Genomic DNA, 22,048 nt, shown 5'->3' on the forward strand with positions numbered 1-22,048 from the left:
TATAAAAGTAAAAACTCCTTGCTTTAACTGAGATAATGATAAAAAAACGTAGTACTTTAAATATTACTTATTAAGTTTGGTCTTGACATAATATTTAATTTAGGCATAAGCCTCTATTAAATCTCTACCAACAAAAGTAGTTACTCTAATATTGAAAATATTATATATTTCCTCATTTTATCTTAAAATTTAAAGCTACATCTTATGTTTTTAGATGTAGCTAGTTTATAATTAATTTGTGTTTTACAAAATTAGTTTGCGCCATCACATTGAACTGCATTTAATGCTGTTTTACATTATCTTAACCCTTTACGGTATAGAACCCTAAGTTTTACAGTTTTTAAGGTTTAAAGAGTTAATTATCAATAAAAAAAAACTCATTAAATTCAGAAATACTAACTACTTTTTTGTTTTGGATCCTTAATATTAATGGGTATGCTACCGAAGTATCATAACTATTGAATAGGTTATCACTATCAATAAAAACATTTTTATTATTTAAAAGATTCTCGCCTGCTTCTAGTTTTAATAATTTTTTATCCTTAACTCCTGTAAAGATTAATTGAAAATTAAATTTATTTATATTTTCTTTTGCAAAAATTGTTGCATCACTAATACAGCCTCCACAACCAGCATTTGGTATAACTATAATATATTTAACATTTATATCTATTTCCTTTCCGTATAATTGTTGAATTCTTAAATTATATAAAGCCTCCTTACTCTTTTCTTTTGAATTACATGAGAAAAAAGTAGTTAATAAAATTAACATGAAATATTTGTTATTCATTATTAATTAATTTAAAAACACTAAATTGAATTTTATTATCATCCTTATCATATAAGTCATTTCTAGCTATAGCTAAACCTGTTTTATTTACCAAAATCATGTAATTATTATACTTCTTCGAACTAAAATATTGCTCTCCTAAAATATTAAAATTAGAATCCAAAGCAATTATAGAAAAATTTGCAAGTCTATTACCTTTAAGCACTTCATTTTTTTTGGGTCTTATGTACACTATTCTATAATATACATCTCTATATTTATCATATATTATTGAGGCATAATCAGAATTTGACAAACTAAAAATATCCTCCTTTCTGTAATCTCTATTTTTTCGTAATCCATATTTAATATCAGAGTACATGTAATTTACAGTATTAAAAAAAACAGATTTAACCTGCTTCTTATGTTTTATTTTTCCGTTTTTTTTATCTCCTTCATATAAATAGTCATCTACTGGATAGTTAATGTAGAACTTGTTTTTATTTTCATTAAAAGTTAAAGAGGGTACATATTTAAATTGCGAACCCCAAAACCGTTGATCATATTTTTTAGATAATGGAAATAAGTACCTGCTCATTTTTTTTTGTATGTCGTATTCAAGTACCATAGGGTAATTTGAGAAATTTTCTTGAAACTGGTTTATACTTGAGGAGAAATACAATTTGTCTTTAATTTTTATAATAGGAGAAAGAATTGTAGGCTCGGGAAAAGGGACATCTTTTTTTGTTTTATAGTCTACAATATCATATTTGTTAAGTAGTTTACTTTTACTATTAACTAAATAGAGTCTTCCTGCCATTAAATTGTAAATAAATATACTATCTTTATTTACAAAACAGTGTGAAGTGTTATTATCAAGAGCTCCAATACCGTCCTCCCCTTCTTTTAAAAAAATAATACTTTGACTACTTTTTACTTTCCCGTTCAAAAGAGTGTAAAATTTAATCGAGTTGTCATAATTATTTATGAAAGAAAAGAATTCTCCATTATTATTTTCAGTAAATTGACAAGAAAAGTGCCAAAAAGAGGTCTTTTTATCTATAGGGAAAGATTGTATTTCAGATTCGTAAAAGATTTTCGAGGCTTTTTCTTTTTTTAAGCCAAATTCACAAGATGCCGCAAGAAAGATTAAAAGAATGAGTAATAAATAATTTTTCATTTATCAGTATATTATAATGAAACAGGTGTAATTCTTTTTTACACCTGTTTATTCGTTTTGATAATTAATCTCTATTAAATGTCATATTCATGTGTAAACGAAGCACTACCTCCAGTTCCACTGCAAGCTGTTCCTTCTCCAAAAGTAAAACACATATCGCCATTACCTGAAGATAATGCTCTACATTTACCTCCATTTTCAGAAGAGTCAGAACTTACAGTACAATGATAGCCTGCGAAACTATTAGAAACAGTAAATACACCTATAGCCGCTAGTACAATGATTCTTTTTTTCATTTTTTTTAAATTTAAATTGTTAAATAATACCGTATTAATAAAAAATGAGGTATAATTTTTATAGTAAAATTTAAAAAAGAGTGGTGCGCAATTTTTTATAAACACCCTTTTTCTTTGTGGACAATTTTTTTAAAAAAGTTAGCTATTCTTTTTTAAAAACGGTATAAAAGTATATAAAAAAATATAACTCACAGTATATCAAGTTTTTATTTTTAATATAAAAGTAAAAACTCTTTTTCTTTAACTGAGATAATCATAAAAAAACGTAGTACTTTAAATATTACTTATTAAGTTTGGTCTTCATAAAACATGTTGCTATTAAAAGTTATACAACCATATCGTCATTTAAAGTTCTAATTGTTTTTGTACTACTTGGTTTTTTAGGTTTTTTTATCATACCTAAACTCTCAGTTCGCTTAAACCCAAGTGATTCTTTACCTTCAGTTTCTGTAAGATATGGTTGGAGTAATGCCTCACCTTATGCTTTGGAAAGAGAGGTGACTAGTATTTTAGAAGGAGGATTTAGTACCGTAAAAGGATTAACCAGTTTAAGTTCGAAATCCTCAAAAGGTAATGGAGGTATTACTTTAGAGTTTGATAAATACACAGATATAGACCAAGTGCGTTTTGAAATTGCTACTATTATCCGTCAACTTTATAAAAAACTTCCAGAGAACGTTAGTTATCCTGTTATAAATGTAAATAAAACCAATGAGAAGCAAAGTCAACGTGCGTTTTTATCATATACAATAAACGCACCACAAACTCCTTTTGAAATACAAGAAACGGTTAAGAACCGAATAGAACCTATTGTTGGAGCTATACAAGGTGTGGATAAAACGAATGTTTACGGATCTACACCTAAAGAGTATGTTATTAGTTATAATTTTAATACACTCAAACAGCTTTTAATTAGTAAGGAGGATATTGTCAAAGCATTACAACAAAATTTCTCAAATGAAAGTTTAGGAAGTGTCTTTTATAGAAAAGAATTTATTACGTTGGCTATTAACTCAAATAAAGAAATTAATTGGCATATTCCTATAAAGAAAGTTAAGGATAGACTTATCTATTTAGACGACATTTCGCGGGTTAAAGAACAAGCACAAGAAGCTCAAAGTTATTTTAGGGTAAATGGCAAAAATGCTATCACACTTTCAGTATTTGCAACTCAAAATGCGAATACCATTGTTTTAGCAAAAGTAATAGCAAACAAATTACAAGAAATACAACAACAGTTGCCTAACGATTATTCCATTATTGAAACCTATAATGCCACGGAATATTTAGAAACCGAGCTTAATAAAATATATGAAAGAACTGGATATACAATTGCTATTTTACTACTTTTTATAGTATTAGTGAGTGGTAGTTTTAACTATTTATGGGTAACTGTTATTAGTTTAACTTGTAATTTAGGTGTAGCTTTTTTACTCTATTACCTTTTTGGAATAGAAATACAATTATATTCTTTGGCTGGTATTACCATTTCGTTTGGGTTAATTATAGACAGTAGTATCGTAATGATTGACCACATTAAAAAACAAGGAAACACTAATGTTTTTATTCCCATTTTAGCGTCTACTTTAACTACGATTGGTGCATTGACAATCATTTATTTGTTAGATGAAAAATACAGGGTAAACTTAATTGATTTTGCTTTGGTAGTTATTATCAATTTAAGTGTTTCATTATTTGTTGCGTTATTTTTAATTCCTGCTTTATTGGAAAAGATTTCTTTACAGAAAGCAACGCCAAAAAAAATAGGGTTATTGATTCAAACTAAATTTTATGGTTTTTATGAAGCGTTACTTAAAACTTTATTACGTTTTAAAAAATTGGCTATTGTTAGTGTTATTTTAATTTTTGGAATTCCATTTTTTATGCTTCCACAGAAATTAGAAAAGAATGAAACTTTTTTTGAAAGAACGTATAATACTACTCTTGGAAATGAATGGTACCGGGAAAATGTGCGGTCTTATATTGATAGATATCTTGGAGGTAGTTTCCGTTTGTTTAATGAGTATGTTTTTGAAAATGCGTATTACAGCAGAAATGAAGAGACTAAATTATATGTAGTTGCCTCAATGCAAAAAGGAGCAACCGTACATCAAATGAACGAAGCATTTTTAGAAATTGAAAATTACTTACAACAGTTTTCAGAAATCAAACAATACACAACTACGGTGAATAGTGGAGATTATGCAAGAATTGAAATTAACTTTAAAGATGAGTTTCAAGACTCTTCTTTTCCGTTTGTGTTAAAAGCTCGTTTGGTTAGAAAAGCATTCGATTTAGGAGGAATTGACTGGGATATTTATGGAGTAGGAAATGGTTTTAGTAATGGTGGAGGTAATAATGAGCCTATAAATTTCACAGTAGAAGCCAAAGGTTATAATTATGATGACTTAAATGCTTGGGCAGATACTTTAAGAATAGCTTTAGTAAAACATCCTAGAATACAAAATGTATTGGTTAAAGAAAATTCTTATTGGTCAAGAAAACCATCCTACGAATATAGATTTGTATTAGATAAAGAACAATTGGCTTTGCGTAAAAGTAATCCGTCTAAAATTTTTGAAGAATTAAAATCTTTGACGCTTTCGAAACAATCGGATGTTTCATTAAAGATTAAAGGAAAATATTCACCAGTACGTTTAGAATCTAACGATTCAAAACAGTTTGATTTGTGGAGTATAACGAATACGCCTTTGGATAGCTTGCACGCTCCTATTGTATTAAAAAACATTGCTTCAACTTATAAAGAACGTGAAGAAGAAAGTATTTACAAAGAGAACCAACAGTATATAAGGTTGGTGCAGTTTCAATATACAGGTTCAGCAAAGTTTGGAACAAAATATTTAAAAGAAAAGCTAGCAGAGTTAAAAACAAAATTACCGCTTGGGTATCAATTCGAAAACTCTCAAAATCGCTGGTTTTTAAATGAAGATAAGAATAACAATTATGCTTTCTTACTGATTTTGGTATTGGGTATTATTTATTTTATTTGTTCTATCCTATTTGAAAGTCTGAAACAACCATTTATTATTTTAAGTGTAATACCTATTTCCTTTATTGGTGTTTTCTTAACTTTTTACTGGTTTGATTTTAACTTTGATCAAGGTGGATTGGCTAGTTTTGTGTTATTGAGTGGTATTACGGTAAATGCGTCTATTTTTATTATTAACGGCTTTAATAAGTTGAGAAAAGAATTTCCAAAAAATAATTATTTAAATCTTTACATAGAAGCCTTTAGGCAAAAGATATTTCCAATTACTTTAACAATAATATCTACTATTCTTGGGTTTATTCCCTTTGTAAAGGATGGGCAAAACGAAGTGTTTTGGTTTGCGCTAGGTGCTGGAACAATTGGTGGTTTATTGTTTTCTCTTTTAGGGATTTTGATTTATTTACCCTTGTTTACTTTAAAGAAGAATGAATTAGTTGAGTAACCTTTGTTTAGAAAATACACGTACCATTTTTCCAAGAATGTAGTTTTCAGGTACAAAACCAAAACTTCGAGAATCTATTGAATTATGTCGATTATCACCTAGCATAAAATAGTAACTGTTTTTGAATGTGTACAATTTCTCTGACGATTTTTTTAAATCTGTATTTTCAAATTTTAACACAACATTTTTGTAGGTGTCTATATTTTCTTCGGTTAATGGTATTGTCATTCCTTTTTTTGGAATGATCAAGTTTCCATAATTATCCCTTGTCCATATCGCTTGTTTGGTAAATGGATATAAGAAATAATTATAGTTTGCCTTCTCTTTAATATCTTTTACATATTTCTTTTTTTTGCCTTCAGAAAACGCTGAAAACTCTTTGTTAGAATAGTTTTCTAATAAAGCAATAGCGTGTTGTTGTTTGTGGATGTAGTTATAGGAGTAGCTTTTCAGTTCCTTTAGCTCTTTAGAGTTAATAAAAACCTTACTTTGTTTTAGTAATATTGTGTCGTTTGGCATTCCAATAATACGCTTAATTAAAATTTTATCGGAATTATCCACCGCCTTAAATACCACAATGTCCTTTCGTTGTAATTTTTTAAATGGCTCTAATGATTTATATAAGTTGTATTCATTTTCTGGAGGGTTGAAAAAGCTGCCAATTACTGGAATGTTGCGTAAATGTTTTGGCACTTTTACACCATAACTTATTTTATTAATTATAACATAATCATTTGGGAAAAGCGTTTTTTTCATTGAGCTTGAAGGAACAAAATAAATATCAAAAAAAAATGTTCTAAAAAAGATTGTGAATACAATAGGGAGTGTGGCTACGTAACTATACTTTAGTGTTGTGTGTATGTTTTGGGGTAGTGCTTTTTTTAATTTGTTTGGGATCTTTTTAGTAGAAAAACTATCTAAAATTAAAAATAATGCAATTGAAACCGCTATTAATTTTGACCACACATAAAAAGATAAAATGGCAGCTAATCCAATGGTGAAAAGTAACTTTTTCATTGGATAAAAATAGAATTTTAATCATTGTTACTAGATAAAACCACAATTTTTTTCAAAAATACTTTTGTGTAATTCCGTCAGGATAAATGTTGTTCATAGTGATGATACCATTTCTAATGTTAAGTTTGCCGGTCTCAACTATTTATGGTAAACGCCGATCTATAGGTAATACATAAGAATGATTGCAATAGAATGCTTGTGTACCTTTACCAAAGAAGCGGTATGATATACTAAAGAATCATGTTTAATGTTTTAAATAAAAAAAACCTGAGTAGTTTCTATTACTCAGGTTTTTATGTTATGTTTTATAGAGGTGAAAACTAGAATGACAACAATGCTTCATTGTTTTTCATTACTGCTTCTGCTGAGGCAGTTAAATGTTCTTTTTCCGCATCGCTTAAGTTAATTTCAACTACTTTTTCGATACCGTTTCTACCTAAAACAACAGGTACACCGATACATAAATCAGCTAAGCCATATTCTCCATCTAATAAAGTTGAACATGGGAATATTTTCTTTTGATCACAAGCAATCGCTTGTACCAATCCTGATACAGCAGCGCCTGGTGCATACCAAGCAGAAGTGCCTAATAATTTGGTTAAAGTAGCACCACCAACTTTAGTGTCTTCCTTTACTTGATTTAGTCTCTCTTCCGATAAAAATTCTGATACAGGAACTGAGTTTCTCGTTGCTAAACGTGTTAATGGAACCATTCCTTTGTCTGAGTGTCCACCAATCACCATTCCATCAACATCAGAAATAGGTGCTTCTAAAGCCTCTGCTAAACGATATTTAAAACGAGCTGAGTCTAGAGCTCCACCCATACCAATGATTCTGTTTTTAGGTAATCCAGTAGTTTTGTGTACTAAATAGGTCATCGTGTCCATTGGGTTAGATACTACGATGATAATAGTATTAGGAGAGTGTTCGATTAAACTAGTAGAAACTGATTTAACAATGCCTGCGTTTATTCCTAATAACTCGTCTCGAGACATACCTGGTTTACGAGCTATACCTGAGGTAATAACACAAATGTCAGAATCAGCAGTCTTACTGTAGTCTCCTGTAGTTCCTGTAATTTTAGTATCGAAACCGTTTAGAGAAGCAGTTTGCATTAAATCCATAGCTTTCCCTTCAGCAAAGCCTTCTTTAATATCTACTAAAACAACTTCTGAAGCGAAATCTTTTATTGCAATGTACTCAGCACAACTAGCGCCCACGGCACCTGCTCCTACAACTGTTACTTTCATTTTATATATATGTTTTTGATAATTATTAATAAGATGCACAAAAATAGCGATTTGCCTATGGATAAAAAAGTAAAAACCTATTGAAATTTTAAGAAGCATAAAGTTTGAAAATTAATGCTTTGTCAATAGTGTTTTTAGGTGAGCTAATGCTGTGTTATTAAAATACCGCCATTTTTGATCTTTTTAAATGATGTTTTTTGTTATTCTAAAATCGTTGCGTTATGCTAATAATTAATGAATTTGTAGCTGTTTGATTTTTACTGACTGTCTTACAGGGGTATAATGATAAGCGGTAAGTAGGTGATTGAATTAGTAAAGTAATGTTGAGTATTATAGCGAAGGCGAGTGGTTGTTATTAGTCAAAATAATACCAGTTATTGTTTGAATTTACTAGAAAAGAAAATGAGTGCTGTTTTATATAAGATAAAAAAATCAATAACAGCAGTAGCTATGATATCTTTTTGTATTGAAATAGAAAACGAAAAAGGACGTTTTATTATGGAAGATTCAAGTGGTAAATGGTATAATATGTATATTGATCATAAATCTAGTATAAAACGAAATCCCACTGAGAAAAGATTTCAATGGGATTAACGTGTTATCAGAAAAGTAAATATTATCTAAAGCTAAATGCAATCCCGGCATTTACGGTATTGTATTCTTGTAATGTATAACTTCCAAAAATTTTAAAGAACCCTAAGCTTAAACGAGCACCTAGGGTAGCATTTACACCACCAGCATTGGTTTTCATTGATAAAGGATCAGACACCGATTCTTGTATCGTTGGTGTAGCAGGAATACCTGATTCATAAGTTAATGTATAGTTTCCGAGCATGTTTAGTTTTGAACTACCTCCTATATATCCAACACCTCCATAGACGTTGATGATAGGGAAGTTCAAAGAAGCAATAGCTTGAAAAGTATAGGTGGATAACTTGAATTCAGTATGCGCATTTTGTGTGGTAACAGCACCGGTAACATCACCGATGGTGTAATCAACATTCATATTTGAGTACCCAGCTAAGAGTGATACATGTAATGGTGTTTTGTCTAAAGGACCAAACCAGCTAGTAATTTCTTTCTTTAATCCAATACCAAAAAGTTTTGCTTTTACATCGTCCGAACCAATTTCTGGTGTGAAGCGTACTATGGCATCTAACTTGAATGGTAATCCTATACCAACTTGAACGGCTGGTGCCGGTATTAAACTAACGGGGAGGTCTTCTTGAATGCCTTCGGGTAATGTGAAATCGGCAGTTACTGATTGACCAGAGATCGTTGTTGTATACGAAACATCAGCAGGAGTAACTGAGTTACTTCCTCCGATAGTGGGAGTGTTAGTGTTTGAGCTTGTTATAGTGGTATTGCTAGATAAGTTGATGGCAGCTAAGTTAAAGATTTCGTCTTTCGAAGGAATAAAAGATCCACTAGCTCCGATGGTAATGTCAAATCCGAATTTCTTGTGCACTTTGGCGGTATGATACCATCCATTATTCATGCTGTATATAAGCCCCTTAAAAGCAGGGTCTAGATATGCGTTGGTTATTTTCTCAGCATCTTCTTTAGCTAAAAGTATGGTTTCTAGTTCTTGAGAGTTGACTTTTGTTAAGTAAAAGATGGATAATAATAGTAGAATAGATTTTGTTTTTCTCATATTTAGTTACATTTGAAATGCACCAGAACAATTGTTTTGCACATTTAATTATACCTCTAAATATAAAAGTTTTTTATGTCATAAAACTAAGGATAAACACTTAAAAAAAAATCCTTAACTAGGTTAAGGATTTTTTAATTATAGTTTTTTATGCGTCTATATTCGCATATTTTGCGTTCTTCTCGATAAACTCTCTACGAGGAGGAACATCGTCTCCCATTAACATAGAGAAAACTCTATCCGCTTCAGTTAAATTGTCAATAGTAACTTGTCGTAGCGTTCTGAATTCAGGATTCATGGTAGTGTCCCATAATTGTTCTGCATTCATCTCTCCAAGACCCTTATAGCGCTGTATATTAGCAGCGCCACCCATTTTTTGAACGATTAAATCACGTTGATTATCATCCCATGCATATTCTCTCTTTTGTCCTTTTTTAACGAGGTATAAAGGTGGAGTAGCAATATAAATATATCCTTGCTCAACCATTTCTCTCATATAACGGAAGAAGAAAGTTAATATTAATGTTGCAATGTGAGAACCATCTACGTCGGCATCACACATAATAACTACTTTGTGATAACGCAATTTGGATAAATTTAAAGCTCTTGGGTCTTCTTCTGTACCAATAGAGATTCCCAAGGCGGTAAACATGTTTTTAATTTCTTCATTCTCAAAAACTTTGTGCTGCATTGCCTTTTCAACATTCAAAATTTTTCCACGTAAAGGTAAAATTGCTTGGAAGTTTCGATCTCTACCCTGTTTTGCAGTACCTCCTGCCGAATCACCCTCTACTAAGAATATTTCGCATACCGCCGGATCGGTTTCAGAGCAATCAGATAGTTTACCAGGTAAACCGCCAATACTCATAACTGTTTTACGTTGCACCATTTCACGTGCTTTACGAGCAGCATGGCGTGCTTGGGCAGCTAAAATAACTTTTTGAACGATTATTTTAGCATCATTTGGGTTTTCTTCCAAGTAATCGGTTAGCATTTCAGCAACTGCTTGCGAAACAGCTGATGTTACATCTCGATTTCCTAGTTTAGTTTTGGTTTGTCCTTCAAATTGAGGTTCAGCGACTTTTACAGAAATGATTGCTGTTAGCCCTTCACGAAAATCATCTCCAGAAATTTCGAATTTTACATTTTTCAATAAGCCAGATTCGTCGGCGTATTTTTTTAAGGTATGCGTTAATCCACGACGAAAACCAGATAAATGTGTACCTCCTTCATGGGTGTTAATATTGTTTACATATGAATGTAAGTTTTCTGCATAAGAAGTGTTATAGACCATTGCTACTTCAACAGGTATTCCATTTTTTTCTCCTTCCATGGCAATTACTCCAGCGATTAATTGCTCTCGAGTATTGTCTAGATATCGTACAAATTCAGATAAGCCCTCTGTACTGTGAAATATTTCAGAAATATCGTTTCCTTCATCATCTTTGTTCCGTTTATCTTTTAAGGTAATTGTAATTCCTTTGTTAAGATAGGCTAATTCACGCATTCGTGTAGCCAAGGTATCGTAATTGTACTCTATTGTTTGTATAAAGATAGAAGTGTCTGGTCTAAAAGTAACTTCGGTTCCTGTTTTATCTGTTTCTCCTATAGTTTTAACAGGGTACATCGTTTTACCACGCTCATATTCTTGTTGCCAAATTTTACCGTCTCTATAAACAGTGGCTACTAAATGATCAGAAAGAGCGTTCACACACGATACACCAACACCATGGAGACCTCCGGATACTTTATATGAATCTTTGTCAAATTTTCCTCCAGCACCAATCTTGGTCATAACCACTTCGAGTGCAGATACCCCTTCTTTCTTGTGCAGGTCTACAGGTATTCCACGTCCGTTATCACGAACGGTAACAGAATTATCTTCGTTAATGTCTACTGAAATTACATCACAGTGTCCTGCTAAGGCCTCATCAATAGAGTTGTCGACAACTTCGTATACTAGATGGTGCAAACCACGAATACCAATATCACCAATATACATTGACGGACGCATACGAACATGCTCCATACCTTCTAAAGCCTGAATACTATCGGCTGAATAATTGTGCTTTTTTTCTTCGCTCATATTATTGAGTATTGTTTCTAATTACGTTATGTATTGTTTTTAGGAGTAGTAAATGAACGCGTTTTTTTTAAAAAAAACAGAAGCTCTTTTTAATTCGAATACTTTAATCAACTAACCCCAAAAAAATAATCGCCTCAAGCGACTATCTCTTCTAACAAATTTACAGTTTTTTAACCTTAAAATAAAGTTTTTAAGAGGTTTTGTTTAAAAAAACGGAAAAAATATTTAATCGACATAAAGCTCTTAAAGAGCTTAAAAAGTGCTTTAAATTTAAAAATGAGTTTTTGAAATATGTTCTGAATTTTGGTAAAAAGGAAAGGTGTCTTAAATAAGAAGTTTTAAGCTTTTGGAAGTTAAAAATAACTCAGATTTTTGTTGGAAAAGTCAAAAAAAAATGCAATTACGAAATTTTATAATAAAATGTTAAAAAAAATAATAAAATTTTATCTTTTGATGGTTTTTGTTAACATAGTTTAATAAATTAACATTTTTTATGATTAAAAATGTATTTTTCGTATGTTTGGCCTGAATTAATAATAATTAAAAATTTAAAAAATTTAACAAATGAGAACCCCCAAAATTCTATTAAAAACCCTTCTGGTATCCTTATTTCTTATTGGCTGTAATAATTCGGAAGAATTAGATGTGCAACAAGAGACTCCTGAACAAATTGAAGTAAACTCAGTAGACAAGAATAAGGTAGTGCTGCAGTTTATTGATTTGATGAAAAATGAACAATTCAAAGAAATTACCCTTGGCTTATTGGAAAAACAAATACCAAGTGTAGCAATGTCTGAAATTTTAGAGAATACTTCTCAGGTAGCAGGACATCATGAGTCGTTTAAAAGCCTTTTCCAGATGAGTCAGGAACTAGAAAGAGTGGCTAGCCTAGAGGATGCTCCTGAAAAAATAGAAATTTTAGAAGCTTGGATCCATAATCCTAAAAATAATGAGGATTTTTCTAATCTTTTATTTTCGTATGCTCCTAAAGGAGATGAAAAAGAATGGTCTTCAATTAAAGCCTATACAATTGATAAAGAAGAGGTTTATTTAGATCCGAAAATAGTACCAAACCGCCCAGTTATCGTTATTGAAACTGATGGTTTTGAAGCGCTTAAGAAAGAGGTTGTCTATATGAATAAATACCTAAGACAAGAAGGTGCTCAAAATAACAGATTCGTTAAATCTGGTTTAGATTTAGATGCTTATTCTCCTAGAAATGCTGGTTTAGAAACAACTAAATTAGATAAGATTAGATTAAAAGATGATGAAGAGCCGTGGATAAGTGGGTCAGCTGAAGTGTATGCTGTAACATCGGGTATTAAAGATTCAAACAATGATATTGAGATTAAGGTGATTCCTATGTATTATTTAGATCACGATGGTAAAGATTACTATCCTAATCAGATTTTACTTTTTTGGGATGATTATAATTATCAAGCTGCGAATATTCAGTTATTTGAAAAAGACGACAGTCATAATTATAGAGAGCTAGTTACTACTATTGTTAATGGTGTTTTCAGAATAATTGCTGTTGCTAATCAAGATCCAATGATCGTTGTTTTAGGAGAGGTAGCAAACGCAATTCTTGAAGCTATGCCAAGTCATTGGTACTCTAATAGTGATGATTATGTGGATTCTTTTTATACCATTGAAAAAAATAAGAGTTATTCAAACTATTACGGAGCAAGAGGAAATGCAAAGGTGAATTTAGCACCATACTATGTGCCGACTAATTAGTCTGACTAAGCATTAAAAAGAATAAACTCTCTAATTTATTAGAGAGTTTTTTTTATGGATTATTCACTTATACGATTTACAGATATATATATCGTGTATAGGTATTAAAATATTTTAAGTTAGTTTAAGGTATAAAACTTTAGCATAGCCAAGCTATGGCTAAGTTTTATAACGCAAAAATAGCTGCAAAAGAAATAATAGATATGCGAAATATTTATTTGTAAATCGTATTCTACTTGTAGAAAGGTCATTGAGAAAACAAAATTAATGGAACAAAACTGGATAAACAGCGATTTTTACTCGGAAAAGTCGTGGATTATAGACTTTAACTGCGTTTTTTTTTAATCAAACCTCACTATTTCTAAGGCTTCTGTGGAAGTAAAATAAATCGAATTTAGGTTGTAATACAATCTATATCAATATTACTGTAAAGTAGTATTCAATGATGTATTAGCGTTCAAAACAAAAACCTCACATGAGTGAGGTTTTTTACACAACTAAAAATTAAAAAAATGCTCTTAATACGCATCTTCATGTATTGCTTTGATAGCTCTACCACTTGGTTCGTTTACATTTTGAAAGCTTTTGTCCCAGGCTAAAGCAGTTGGTGTGCTACAGGCTATCGATGGAACGGAAGGTACCGTTAATGCAGCTGTTTCGCTAGGGAAATGCTCTTCAAAAATTGATCGATAATAATATTCTTCTTTCGCTCTTGGGGTTTGGGTAGGGAAACGATGGGTAGCGTTTTCCATCATAGCATCTGTTACAGCTTCTTCTACAACCTCCTTTAATGTATCTATCCAGCTATAACCTACGCCATCTGAAAACTGCTCTTTTTGTCGCCAGGCAACACTTTCTGGTAAGTAACTTTCAAAAGCTTTGCGTAATACCCACTTTTCCATTCGTTCACCATTAATCATTTTATCTTCCGGATTAATTCTCATTGCGATATCCATAAATTCTTTATCTAGAAATGGAACTCTTCCTTCAATTCCCCAGGCCATTAAACTTTTGTTCGCTCGTAAACAATCGTATTGATATAGCTTTTCAAGCTTGCGAACTGTTTCTTTATGGAATTCTTCGCTATTAGGTGCCTTATGGAAATATAAATAGCCTCCAAAAATTTCATCTGCGCCTTCTCCAGAAAGCACCATTTTAATGCCCATTGATTTGATTACTCTGGCCATTAAATACATAGGTGTTGAGGCTCGTATAGTGGTAATATCATAGGTTTCAAGATTGTATATAACATCTTTAATGGCGTCTAAGCCTTCTTGAATTGTAAAAGTAATTTCATGATGAATCGTGCTGATATGTTCTGATACTTTTTTCGCAGCTATTAAGTCTGGTGATCCTTCTAGGCCAATCGAAAAAGAATGTAATTGAGGGTACCAAGCTTCGTCTTTGTCATTAGATTCTACTCGTTTTGAGGCGTATTTTTTCGCAATCGCAGAAGTAATTGAAGAATCCAGTCCGCCAGAAAGTAAAACCCCATAAGGAACATCGCTCATAAGTTGTCTGTGCACGGCAGCTTCAAGGGCATCTCGAAGTTCATCAATACTTGTTTGGTTATCTTTTACAGCTTGATATTCCATCCAATCACGCGAATACCAGCGTTGCAGTCCTCCTTCTTTAGTGAGATAATGCCCCGGAGGGAAAACTTCAATTTTGTTGCAGTATCCTTCTAAAGCCTTTAGTTCTGAGGCTACGTAGAAGGTTCCTTTTTTGTCCCAGCCCATATATAGAGGGATTATTCCCATATGGTCACGAGCAATTAAATATTCATCGGTTGCAGTATCGTATACAGCAAAACCAAAGATACCGTTCAAATCGTCCAAAAAGTGCTCGCCTTTTTCCTTGTACAGCGCGAGAATAACTTCACAGTCAGATTGGGTTAAAAACTCATGGTTCTCTTTTAATTGTTTTCTAATTTCTTGATGGTTATATATTTCGCCATTTGCAGCCAAAACAAATCTTCGATCTCTACTGAACAAGGGTTGTTGACCAGAGGTTGGGTCGATAATAGCCAAGCGTTCATGCATCATTATCGCTTTATTATCACTATAAATACCACTCCAATCTGGGCCACGGTGCCTCACTTTTTTAGCCATTTCTAATAACTGAGGTCTTAAAGTTTTAGATTTTTCTTTTAAGTCAAAAGCACAAACAATTCCACACATATCCTTATATTTTTTACGTTATTATCTTTCTTAATTTATAAAGTAACTTTAAAAAAGTACTGTTTTAATTGATGATACAAACAACGTGGTTTTATTTATATATTTAATGCAATGTAGCTATATTGATTGTTGTTTGTAACTAAAAATTAGATATTAGTTGTTTATTGATACCATTGATGGTTAAAATAGGGGCTATTTGATGAAATCGTAATTTACAGAAAGTAGCGGAGCAAGAAACATGAAAGTTTCCATAGTTCTAGAGCTAATATATTCATGAAAATAGACAACTTTAGTAATATTGTTATAATCAGTGGGTTCATATTTTGTAAAATAACGTACATGTTTTATTTATTTTTTGAAATAAATACAATTAAAAGTTTGGTTAATTAAAAATCTGTTATAAATTTGCCATATCATGACAATACAAAACAACATATGGTGGTGGAACTCTCTTAACTCGAATTAAGTGGGCAGATCCTGTATATGTAAAAACATAAATTTAGAAAAGGCTTATCTCACGATAAGCCTTTTTTGTTTTCAATAATATAACTAAAAATGAAAAAAACTACGTTTAATACTATTGTAAAAAATCAATTAGCAGATACTGTTACCCCGGTAGGTTTGTATTTAAGGTTAAGAGATACATACCCAAATACGTTGTTGTTAGAGAGTTCTGATTATCACAGTAAAGAAGAAAGTTTTTCTTTTATATGTATTGAACCTTTGATTAGTATGAAAGCGGATAAAGAGGAGTTCACAATTTTGATGAAAGGAAAAGAGGTGGGTAAACAGACTATTACTACCAATTTTAATGAACTGTTCACTGAGTTTACAGAAACCATTGATTTGAATTGCGATCCGAATATCAAATCATTTAATGGGTTATATGGTTATACAACGTATGATAGTGTGCAATATTTTGAAACAATTAAACTCCAAGTAAAAGAAGCGCCTTCTGCAATACCAATGATGCAGTACAGTTTTTATAAGTTTATTATTGCCATCAATCATTTCAATGACGAAATGATAGTAATAGAAAATATAGAAGAAGATGAAGATTCAAGGATAGAAGAAATAGAAACCATTATAAAAGCACAAACTTTTAATACCCAAAAATTCTCTATTGTTGAAGAGGAAACTTCGAATTGTACGAATGAAGATTTTAAAGGGTATGTGAGAAAAGCAAAAGCCCATTGTAAAAGAGGAGATGTTTTTCAATTGGTATTATCACGCCAGTTCCAACAGAAATTTAAAGGAGATGAATTTAATGTTTATAGAGCCCTGAGATCAATTAATCCATCACCTTATTTGTTCTATTTTGATTATGGGAGTTTTAAATTAATGGGATCATCGCCCGAAGCACAAATAAAAATAAATAATGGGAAAGCTATTATTAACCCAATCGCAGGAACTTTTAGAAGAACCGGAGATATGGCAGAAGATATTAAATTAGGTAAAAAATTATCTGAAGATCAAAAAGAAACAGCAGAACATGTGATGTTGGTTGATTTAGCGCGAAATGATCTTAGTAAACATGCCGATAATGTCAATGTAGAGGTGTTTAAGGAGGTGCAATATTTTAGTCATGTTATTCATTTAGTATCAACGGTTCAAGGTGAAATAAAAGAAGCCCCCATCAAAATTGTTGGAGATACGTTTCCAGCAGGAACGTTAAGTGGTGCACCTAAATATAAAGCCATGCATTTAATAGATGCTTACGAGAATCAATCGAGGGGGTTTTATGGAGGAGCAGTAGGGATTATCGGATTGGATGGGTCTGTTAATTTAGCCATAGCGATTCGTTCATTTGTGAGTAAGAAAAATGTATTATACTATCAGGCAGGAGCAGGGATTGTAATTCATTCAAGTGAAGAAAATGAACTACAAGAAGTGAATAACAAATTAGCAGCTTTAAAAAAAGCACTCATTCTAGCAGAGAATATTTAAAACAGACTATCGTTTTGGAAGCTTTAATGTGAGGTAAATACACTAAATTAAAAGTAAAAAGATTACAGACATGAACATTTTAATATTTGATAATTACGATTCATTTACATATAATCTGGTTCACATGGTTGAAAAGATTACAGGGAACCATCCTGATGTGTTTAGAAATGATGAAATAGACATTGATGACATCGGTAAATATGATTTAATTATGTTGTCTCCAGGGCCTGGAATACCAGATGAAGCAGGGATTTTAAAAGAGGTAATTAAAATGTATGCCGGCAAACTACCTATTTTCGGGGTATGTTTGGGCTTACAAGCGATAACAGAAGTTTTTGGAGGCAAAATAAGTAATATGAGTGAAGTTTTTCATGGGGTCGCAACTGAGATGAAAGTTATACAAAAAGAGGCTGTAATTTTTAAAGATATTCCAGCTACTTTTTTGGCAGCGAGATATCATTCATGGATCGCCACAAATGAAGATTTTCCTAGTAGTTTAGAAGTAACAGCAGTGGATGAAGATGGGGGTATTATGGCAATTCGTCATAAAGAACACCATATAAGTGCCGTGCAATTTCATCCAGAGAGTATTTTGACCGATGTGGGAGAGCAATTGGTAAGAAATTTTATTAATAGTGTGTCTAAGAAGAAAATGGTTACCAGATAATAGTATTTCAAGAATTAATGTACCGATCATAGTGGCTTATTGTGAATGCTGATAGATAAACACAAGCAATAGTAAAAGGAGATGATTGAGTAACTAACCTAAGAATTGTTATAAGTTAAGATAGACAACGTAGTTAATAGAAAAAACATGAAAATAATACTGGAAAAACTATATCAACATAAGAGGTTAACGAAAGAGGAAGCCAAACAGATGTTGACAATGATTACCCAAGAAAAATATAACGAAGCGCATTTGACCTCTTTTTTGACAGTATTTATGATGCGTCCTATTACAGTCCATGAATTAGCTGGGTTTAGAGAAGCATTATTGGAGCTAGCCATAAAAGTGGACCTGTCTGATTATGAGACCATAGATATCGTTGGAACGGGAGGTGATGGAAAAGATACATTTAATATCTCAACACTGACTTCTTTTATAGTCGCTGGTACAGGACAAAAAGTAGCCAAACATGGAAATTATTCGGTATCTTCAAAATCCGGTTCTTCCGATATGTTAGAAAGTTTCGGATATCAGTTTACCAATGATGAATCTATTTTAAAATCACAGTTAGAAAAAGCCAATATTTGCTTTTTACATGCCCCAAAGTTTCATCCAGCAATGAAGGCAGTTGGCCCCGTGAGAAAAGCATTAAAAATGAAAACTTTTTTTAATATGTTAGGCCCTTTGGTAAACCCAAGTTTTCCTCAAAATCAACTGCTAGGAACATTTAATTTGGAGGTGGCTAGATTATATAATTATATACTGCAGGAAGAAGAAGCCAATTATGGAATTGTTCATGCCTTAGATGGATACGATGAAATATCGTTAACAGGTGGTTTTAAGTTTTTTACGAAGCAAGGAGAGCAATTGATAACACCACAAGAGTTACATCAAAAAACGTTTTTGAGATCAGATATTTACGGTGGTGATTCAGTAAAAGCTGCCGCAAAAATATTTAAGACTATTTTAAATGGAGAAGGAACAGAAGCACAAAATAGTGTAGTGTTAACCAATGCGGCCTTTGCCTTAACCATTATAGAGGAAACAAAGTCATTTGAAGATGCTTTTGAAGAAGCAAAAACTTCATTGTTTGGATTAAAAGCAAAGAAGTGTTTTTATAAGTTAGTTAGTAATTAAGAGTAATTCATATTAAAAATAAGTACTAGTAATATGACCATATTAGATAAAATAGTAGCATTTAAAAAGAAGGAAATCGCAAAAATAAAAGCAGAAGTTCCTGTAAAAAAGTTGATTCAAAGCCCTAATTTTAAAAACGAGCCCTTTTCGTTAAAAAACGCATTAAACGAACCATTTTCTACTGGAATTATAGCTGAGTTTAAGCGTCAGTCACCTTCAAAAGGTATAATTAATGATAAAGTATCGGTATCGGAAGTAACCGAAGGATATTTAGAGGCAGATGTTGCTGCGCAGTCTATTTTGACAGACACCTCATTTTTTGGGGGAACCATGGCAGATTTAATGGAGGCCAGAATCATTAACCAACAAAAACCTATTTTACGAAAAGATTTTGTGGTGGATGGATTTCAGATTGTCGAAGCAAAAGCTATTGGAGCAGACGCCATTTTGTTAATAGCTACCTGCCTAACAACACAAGAAATAAAAAATTATGGCCAGCTAGCCAATGATTTAGGTTTAGAAGTTTTGTACGAAGTGCATACCCAAGAAGATTTAGATAAGATCAATGATTTAGAAGATAAGATTATAGGAATTAACAATAGAAATTTAAAAACTTTTGAAGTAGACTTGGAGAACTCTATTGAACTGGCCAATCAAATACCAAGCAGCGCGGTAAAAGTTTCTGAAAGTGGAATTTCGGACCCTAGAATTGTTACCGGGTTGAAGGAATATGGTTTTCGAGGTTTTTTAATTGGAGAAAATTTTATGAAAACTCAAAATCCAGGATTAGCCTGTCAAGAATTTATCAATCAAATTAGATAATATGAAGTTAAAAATCTGTGGCATGCAACAGGTCGAAAATATACGACAAATAGCTGCTTTGCAACCCGACTATTTAGGGTTTATATTCTATGAAAAGTCAAAACGAAATTTTGAAGGAATCATACCTGATGTTTCTAAGAATATTAAAAAAGTTGGTGTTTTTGTTAATGAGTTTTTAGAAATAGTAGTTTCCTTAGCGGAAGAATACCAATTAAAATTAATTCAGTTACACGGTGATGAAACAGCAGATTATATACAGCAATTAAAAATACATTTACCTACGGTAGAAATTATTAAAGTTTTTGGAATTGAAAAAGAGTTTGATTTTACCGTATTGCAACCTTTTGAAGAAGTTGCGGACTATTTTTTGTTTGATACTAAAGGAAAAAATAGGGGAGGGAATGGTGTTGTGTTTAATTGGGAAGTGTTAAAAAACTATAACTCTACAAAGCCTTTTTTTCTGAGCGGAGGAATTGGATTGGAAGAAGTTGAATTCATAAAATCATTTTTAAAAACACGTCAAGGAAAATATTGCGTAGCGATAGATGTGAACAGTAAATTTGAATTGAAGTCAGGGTTAAAATCGGTGGAAAAATTAGAGAAGTTTAAAAATGCCTTATCAAAGGTTTAGTGATAAGGTGCCAATAACTATAAACGTAAAGAACGCAATGAATATGGAGTTTAAACCAGATAAAAATGGATATTATGGACAGTTTGGAGGAGCTTTTATTCCAGAGTTGTTATATCCTAATGTTAAAGAGTTAGAAGATAATTATATTGAAATTATTAATTCTGAAGCATTTCAAAAAGAATATAAAGATTTATTAAAGGATTACGTAGGAAGACCGAGTCCATTATATTTGGCCAAGCGATTGTCAAAAAAATATGGAGCTACTATTTATTTGAAAAGAGAAGATCTAAACCATACGGGAGCGCATAAAATTAATAATACTATAGGGCAAATATTGATAGCCAAAAAACTTGGAAAAACCAAAATTATTGCCGAAACAGGAGCAGGTCAGCACGGTGTAGCAACGGCAACAGTTTGTGCCTTAAAGGGGCTTGAATGTGTGGTCTTTATGGGAGAAACAGATATAGAGCGCCAGGCACCTAATGTGGCTAGAATGAAAATGTTAGGAGCCCAAGTTGTTCCAGCAACTAGTGGTAGTAAAACGCTAAAAGACGCAACGAATGAAGCTATACGGTACTGGATTCAAAACCCAGACACATATTATCTTATTGGTTCTGTAGTAGGACCTCACCCGTATCCAGATATGGTTGCACGTTTGCAGGCGGTCATTTCTGAAGAGATGAAAATTCAATTGAAAGAACAAACAGGGAAAGAAAATCCAGATACTATTATTGCTTGTGTTGGAGGAGGTAGCAATGCAGCAGGGGCGTTTTATCATTATTTAAATGATGATGAGGTTGAGTTAATAGCGGTTGAAGCAGCGGGTTTGGGAGTGGATTCTGGTGAAAGTGCAGCAACGTCACAACTTGGAGAAGTAGGGGTGATTCACGGAAGTAAAACCATTTTAATGCAAGATAAATATGGGCAAATAGCAGAACCGTACTCTATTTCTGCAGGCTTAGACTATCCAGGAGTTGGACCTTTACATGCTTTTTTACATGAAAGCAAAAGAGCTAAATTTATGAATGCTACAGATCAAGAAGCTCTAGATGCAGCATATGAACTAACCAAAATAGAAGGGATAATACCCGCCTTGGAATCAGCACATGCGTTGGCAGTTTTGCCAAAATTAGAGCTCAATAAAAATCAAACAATCGTAATAAACTTATCCGGAAGAGGAGACAAAGATTTGGATACTTATATAAAGCATTTAAAATAGA

The 22,048-nt window shown here is 32.1% G+C and carries 17 protein-coding genes; 9 read left to right on the top strand and 8 right to left on the bottom strand.

Annotation, left to right across the window (positions count from 1 at the left end):
- Positions 1-355 precede the first annotated feature (355 nt).
- The 3 genes from AC2TDS_RS16980 to AC2TDS_RS16990 all read right to left on the bottom strand — a co-directional run bounded on the left by AC2TDS_RS16980 (position 356) and on the right by AC2TDS_RS16990 (position 2,245).
- Positions 356-790 carry a hypothetical protein gene (locus tag AC2TDS_RS16980; RefSeq protein WP_484736764.1) on the bottom strand — a complete coding sequence of 145 codons (435 nt, stop codon included), beginning with the start codon at positions 788-790 and terminating at the stop codon, positions 356-358.
- Entirely contained in the window at positions 783-1,949 is a 1,167-nt protein-coding gene (locus AC2TDS_RS16985) for a hypothetical protein (RefSeq protein ID WP_484736765.1), read from the bottom strand. Before AC2TDS_RS16985 ends, AC2TDS_RS16980 begins: the two co-directional genes overlap by 8 nt.
- Positions 1,950-2,023: 74 nt before the next feature.
- Positions 2,024-2,245: a hypothetical protein gene (locus tag AC2TDS_RS16990; protein ID WP_484736766.1), complete on the bottom strand. Its 222-nt coding sequence runs from the start codon at positions 2,243-2,245 to the stop codon at positions 2,024-2,026.
- Positions 2,246-2,538: 293 nt separating this feature from the next.
- On the opposite strand from AC2TDS_RS16990, the gene AC2TDS_RS16995 reads away from it, so the two are divergent.
- Positions 2,539-5,697 carry an efflux RND transporter permease subunit gene (locus tag AC2TDS_RS16995; RefSeq protein ID WP_484736767.1) on the top strand — a complete coding sequence of 1,053 codons (3,159 nt, stop codon included), beginning with the start codon at positions 2,539-2,541 and terminating at the stop codon, positions 5,695-5,697.
- Here AC2TDS_RS16995 and lepB read toward each other — a convergent pair.
- Positions 5,686-6,714 (bottom strand): signal peptidase I, encoded by a 1,029-nt coding sequence (lepB, locus tag AC2TDS_RS17000; RefSeq protein WP_484736768.1) that lies wholly within the window; start codon positions 6,712-6,714, stop codon positions 5,686-5,688. The two genes, AC2TDS_RS16995 and lepB, sit on opposite strands and share 12 nt — an antisense overlap.
- Before the next feature lie 320 nt (positions 6,715-7,034).
- Positions 7,035-7,964, bottom strand: coding sequence for a malate dehydrogenase (gene mdh, locus AC2TDS_RS17005; protein WP_484736769.1), 930 nt, complete (start codon positions 7,962-7,964; stop codon positions 7,035-7,037).
- A gap of 381 nt (positions 7,965-8,345) precedes the next feature.
- Here mdh and AC2TDS_RS17010 point away from each other — a divergent pair, with 381 nt between their 5' ends.
- Entirely contained in the window at positions 8,346-8,558 is a 213-nt protein-coding gene (locus AC2TDS_RS17010) for a hypothetical protein (RefSeq protein WP_484736770.1), read from the top strand.
- A gap of 22 nt (positions 8,559-8,580) precedes the next feature.
- Here AC2TDS_RS17010 and AC2TDS_RS17015 read toward each other — a convergent pair whose 3' ends face one another.
- Positions 8,581-9,618: a DUF6588 family protein gene (locus AC2TDS_RS17015; RefSeq protein WP_484736771.1), complete on the bottom strand. Its 1,038-nt coding sequence runs from the start codon at positions 9,616-9,618 to the stop codon at positions 8,581-8,583.
- A 148-nt stretch (positions 9,619-9,766) separates the two neighbouring features.
- Complete coding sequence (gene gyrB / locus AC2TDS_RS17020) at positions 9,767-11,704, bottom strand: DNA topoisomerase (ATP-hydrolyzing) subunit B (protein WP_484736772.1); 1,938 nt, start codon at positions 11,702-11,704, stop codon at positions 9,767-9,769.
- A 564-nt stretch (positions 11,705-12,268) separates the two neighbouring features.
- On the opposite strand from gyrB, the gene AC2TDS_RS17025 reads away from it, so the two are divergent.
- Positions 12,269-13,444 (top strand): DUF3103 family protein, encoded by a 1,176-nt coding sequence (locus AC2TDS_RS17025; protein WP_484736773.1) that lies wholly within the window; start codon positions 12,269-12,271, stop codon positions 13,442-13,444.
- A gap of 518 nt (positions 13,445-13,962) precedes the next feature.
- Here AC2TDS_RS17025 and asnB read toward each other — a convergent pair.
- Positions 13,963-15,624 carry an asparagine synthase B gene (asnB, locus tag AC2TDS_RS17030; RefSeq protein WP_484736774.1) on the bottom strand — a complete coding sequence of 554 codons (1,662 nt, stop codon included), beginning with the start codon at positions 15,622-15,624 and terminating at the stop codon, positions 13,963-13,965.
- Positions 15,625-16,179: 555 nt separating this feature from the next.
- Between asnB and AC2TDS_RS17035 the strand changes: the two genes are divergently transcribed.
- The 6 genes from AC2TDS_RS17035 to trpB all read left to right on the top strand — a co-directional run bounded on the left by AC2TDS_RS17035 (position 16,180) and on the right by trpB (position 22,047).
- A complete protein-coding gene (locus tag AC2TDS_RS17035) occupies positions 16,180-17,571 on the top strand; it encodes an anthranilate synthase component I family protein (RefSeq protein WP_484736775.1) in 1,392 nt (463 codons plus the stop codon).
- Positions 17,572-17,641: 70 nt separating this feature from the next.
- Positions 17,642-18,238, top strand: a complete 597-nt coding sequence (locus AC2TDS_RS17040) for an anthranilate synthase component II (RefSeq protein WP_484736776.1) — start codon at positions 17,642-17,644, stop codon at positions 18,236-18,238.
- Between the two features lie 147 nt (positions 18,239-18,385).
- Positions 18,386-19,375, top strand: coding sequence for an anthranilate phosphoribosyltransferase (gene trpD / locus AC2TDS_RS17045; RefSeq protein ID WP_484736777.1), 990 nt, complete (start codon positions 18,386-18,388; stop codon positions 19,373-19,375).
- A gap of 33 nt (positions 19,376-19,408) precedes the next feature.
- A complete protein-coding gene (gene trpC / locus AC2TDS_RS17050; protein WP_484736778.1) occupies positions 19,409-20,197 on the top strand; it encodes an indole-3-glycerol phosphate synthase TrpC in 789 nt (262 codons plus the stop codon).
- Position 20,198: 1 nt separating this feature from the next.
- On the top strand, positions 20,199-20,828 hold the full coding sequence (locus AC2TDS_RS17055) for a phosphoribosylanthranilate isomerase (RefSeq protein ID WP_484736779.1): 630 nt from the start codon (positions 20,199-20,201) through the stop codon (positions 20,826-20,828).
- 37 nt (positions 20,829-20,865) lie between these two features.
- Positions 20,866-22,047, top strand: coding sequence for a tryptophan synthase subunit beta (trpB, locus tag AC2TDS_RS17060; RefSeq protein WP_484738971.1), 1,182 nt, complete (start codon positions 20,866-20,868; stop codon positions 22,045-22,047).
- Position 22,048 lies beyond the last annotated feature (1 nt).

The organism is Tenacibaculum profundicola (assembly GCF_057220795.1).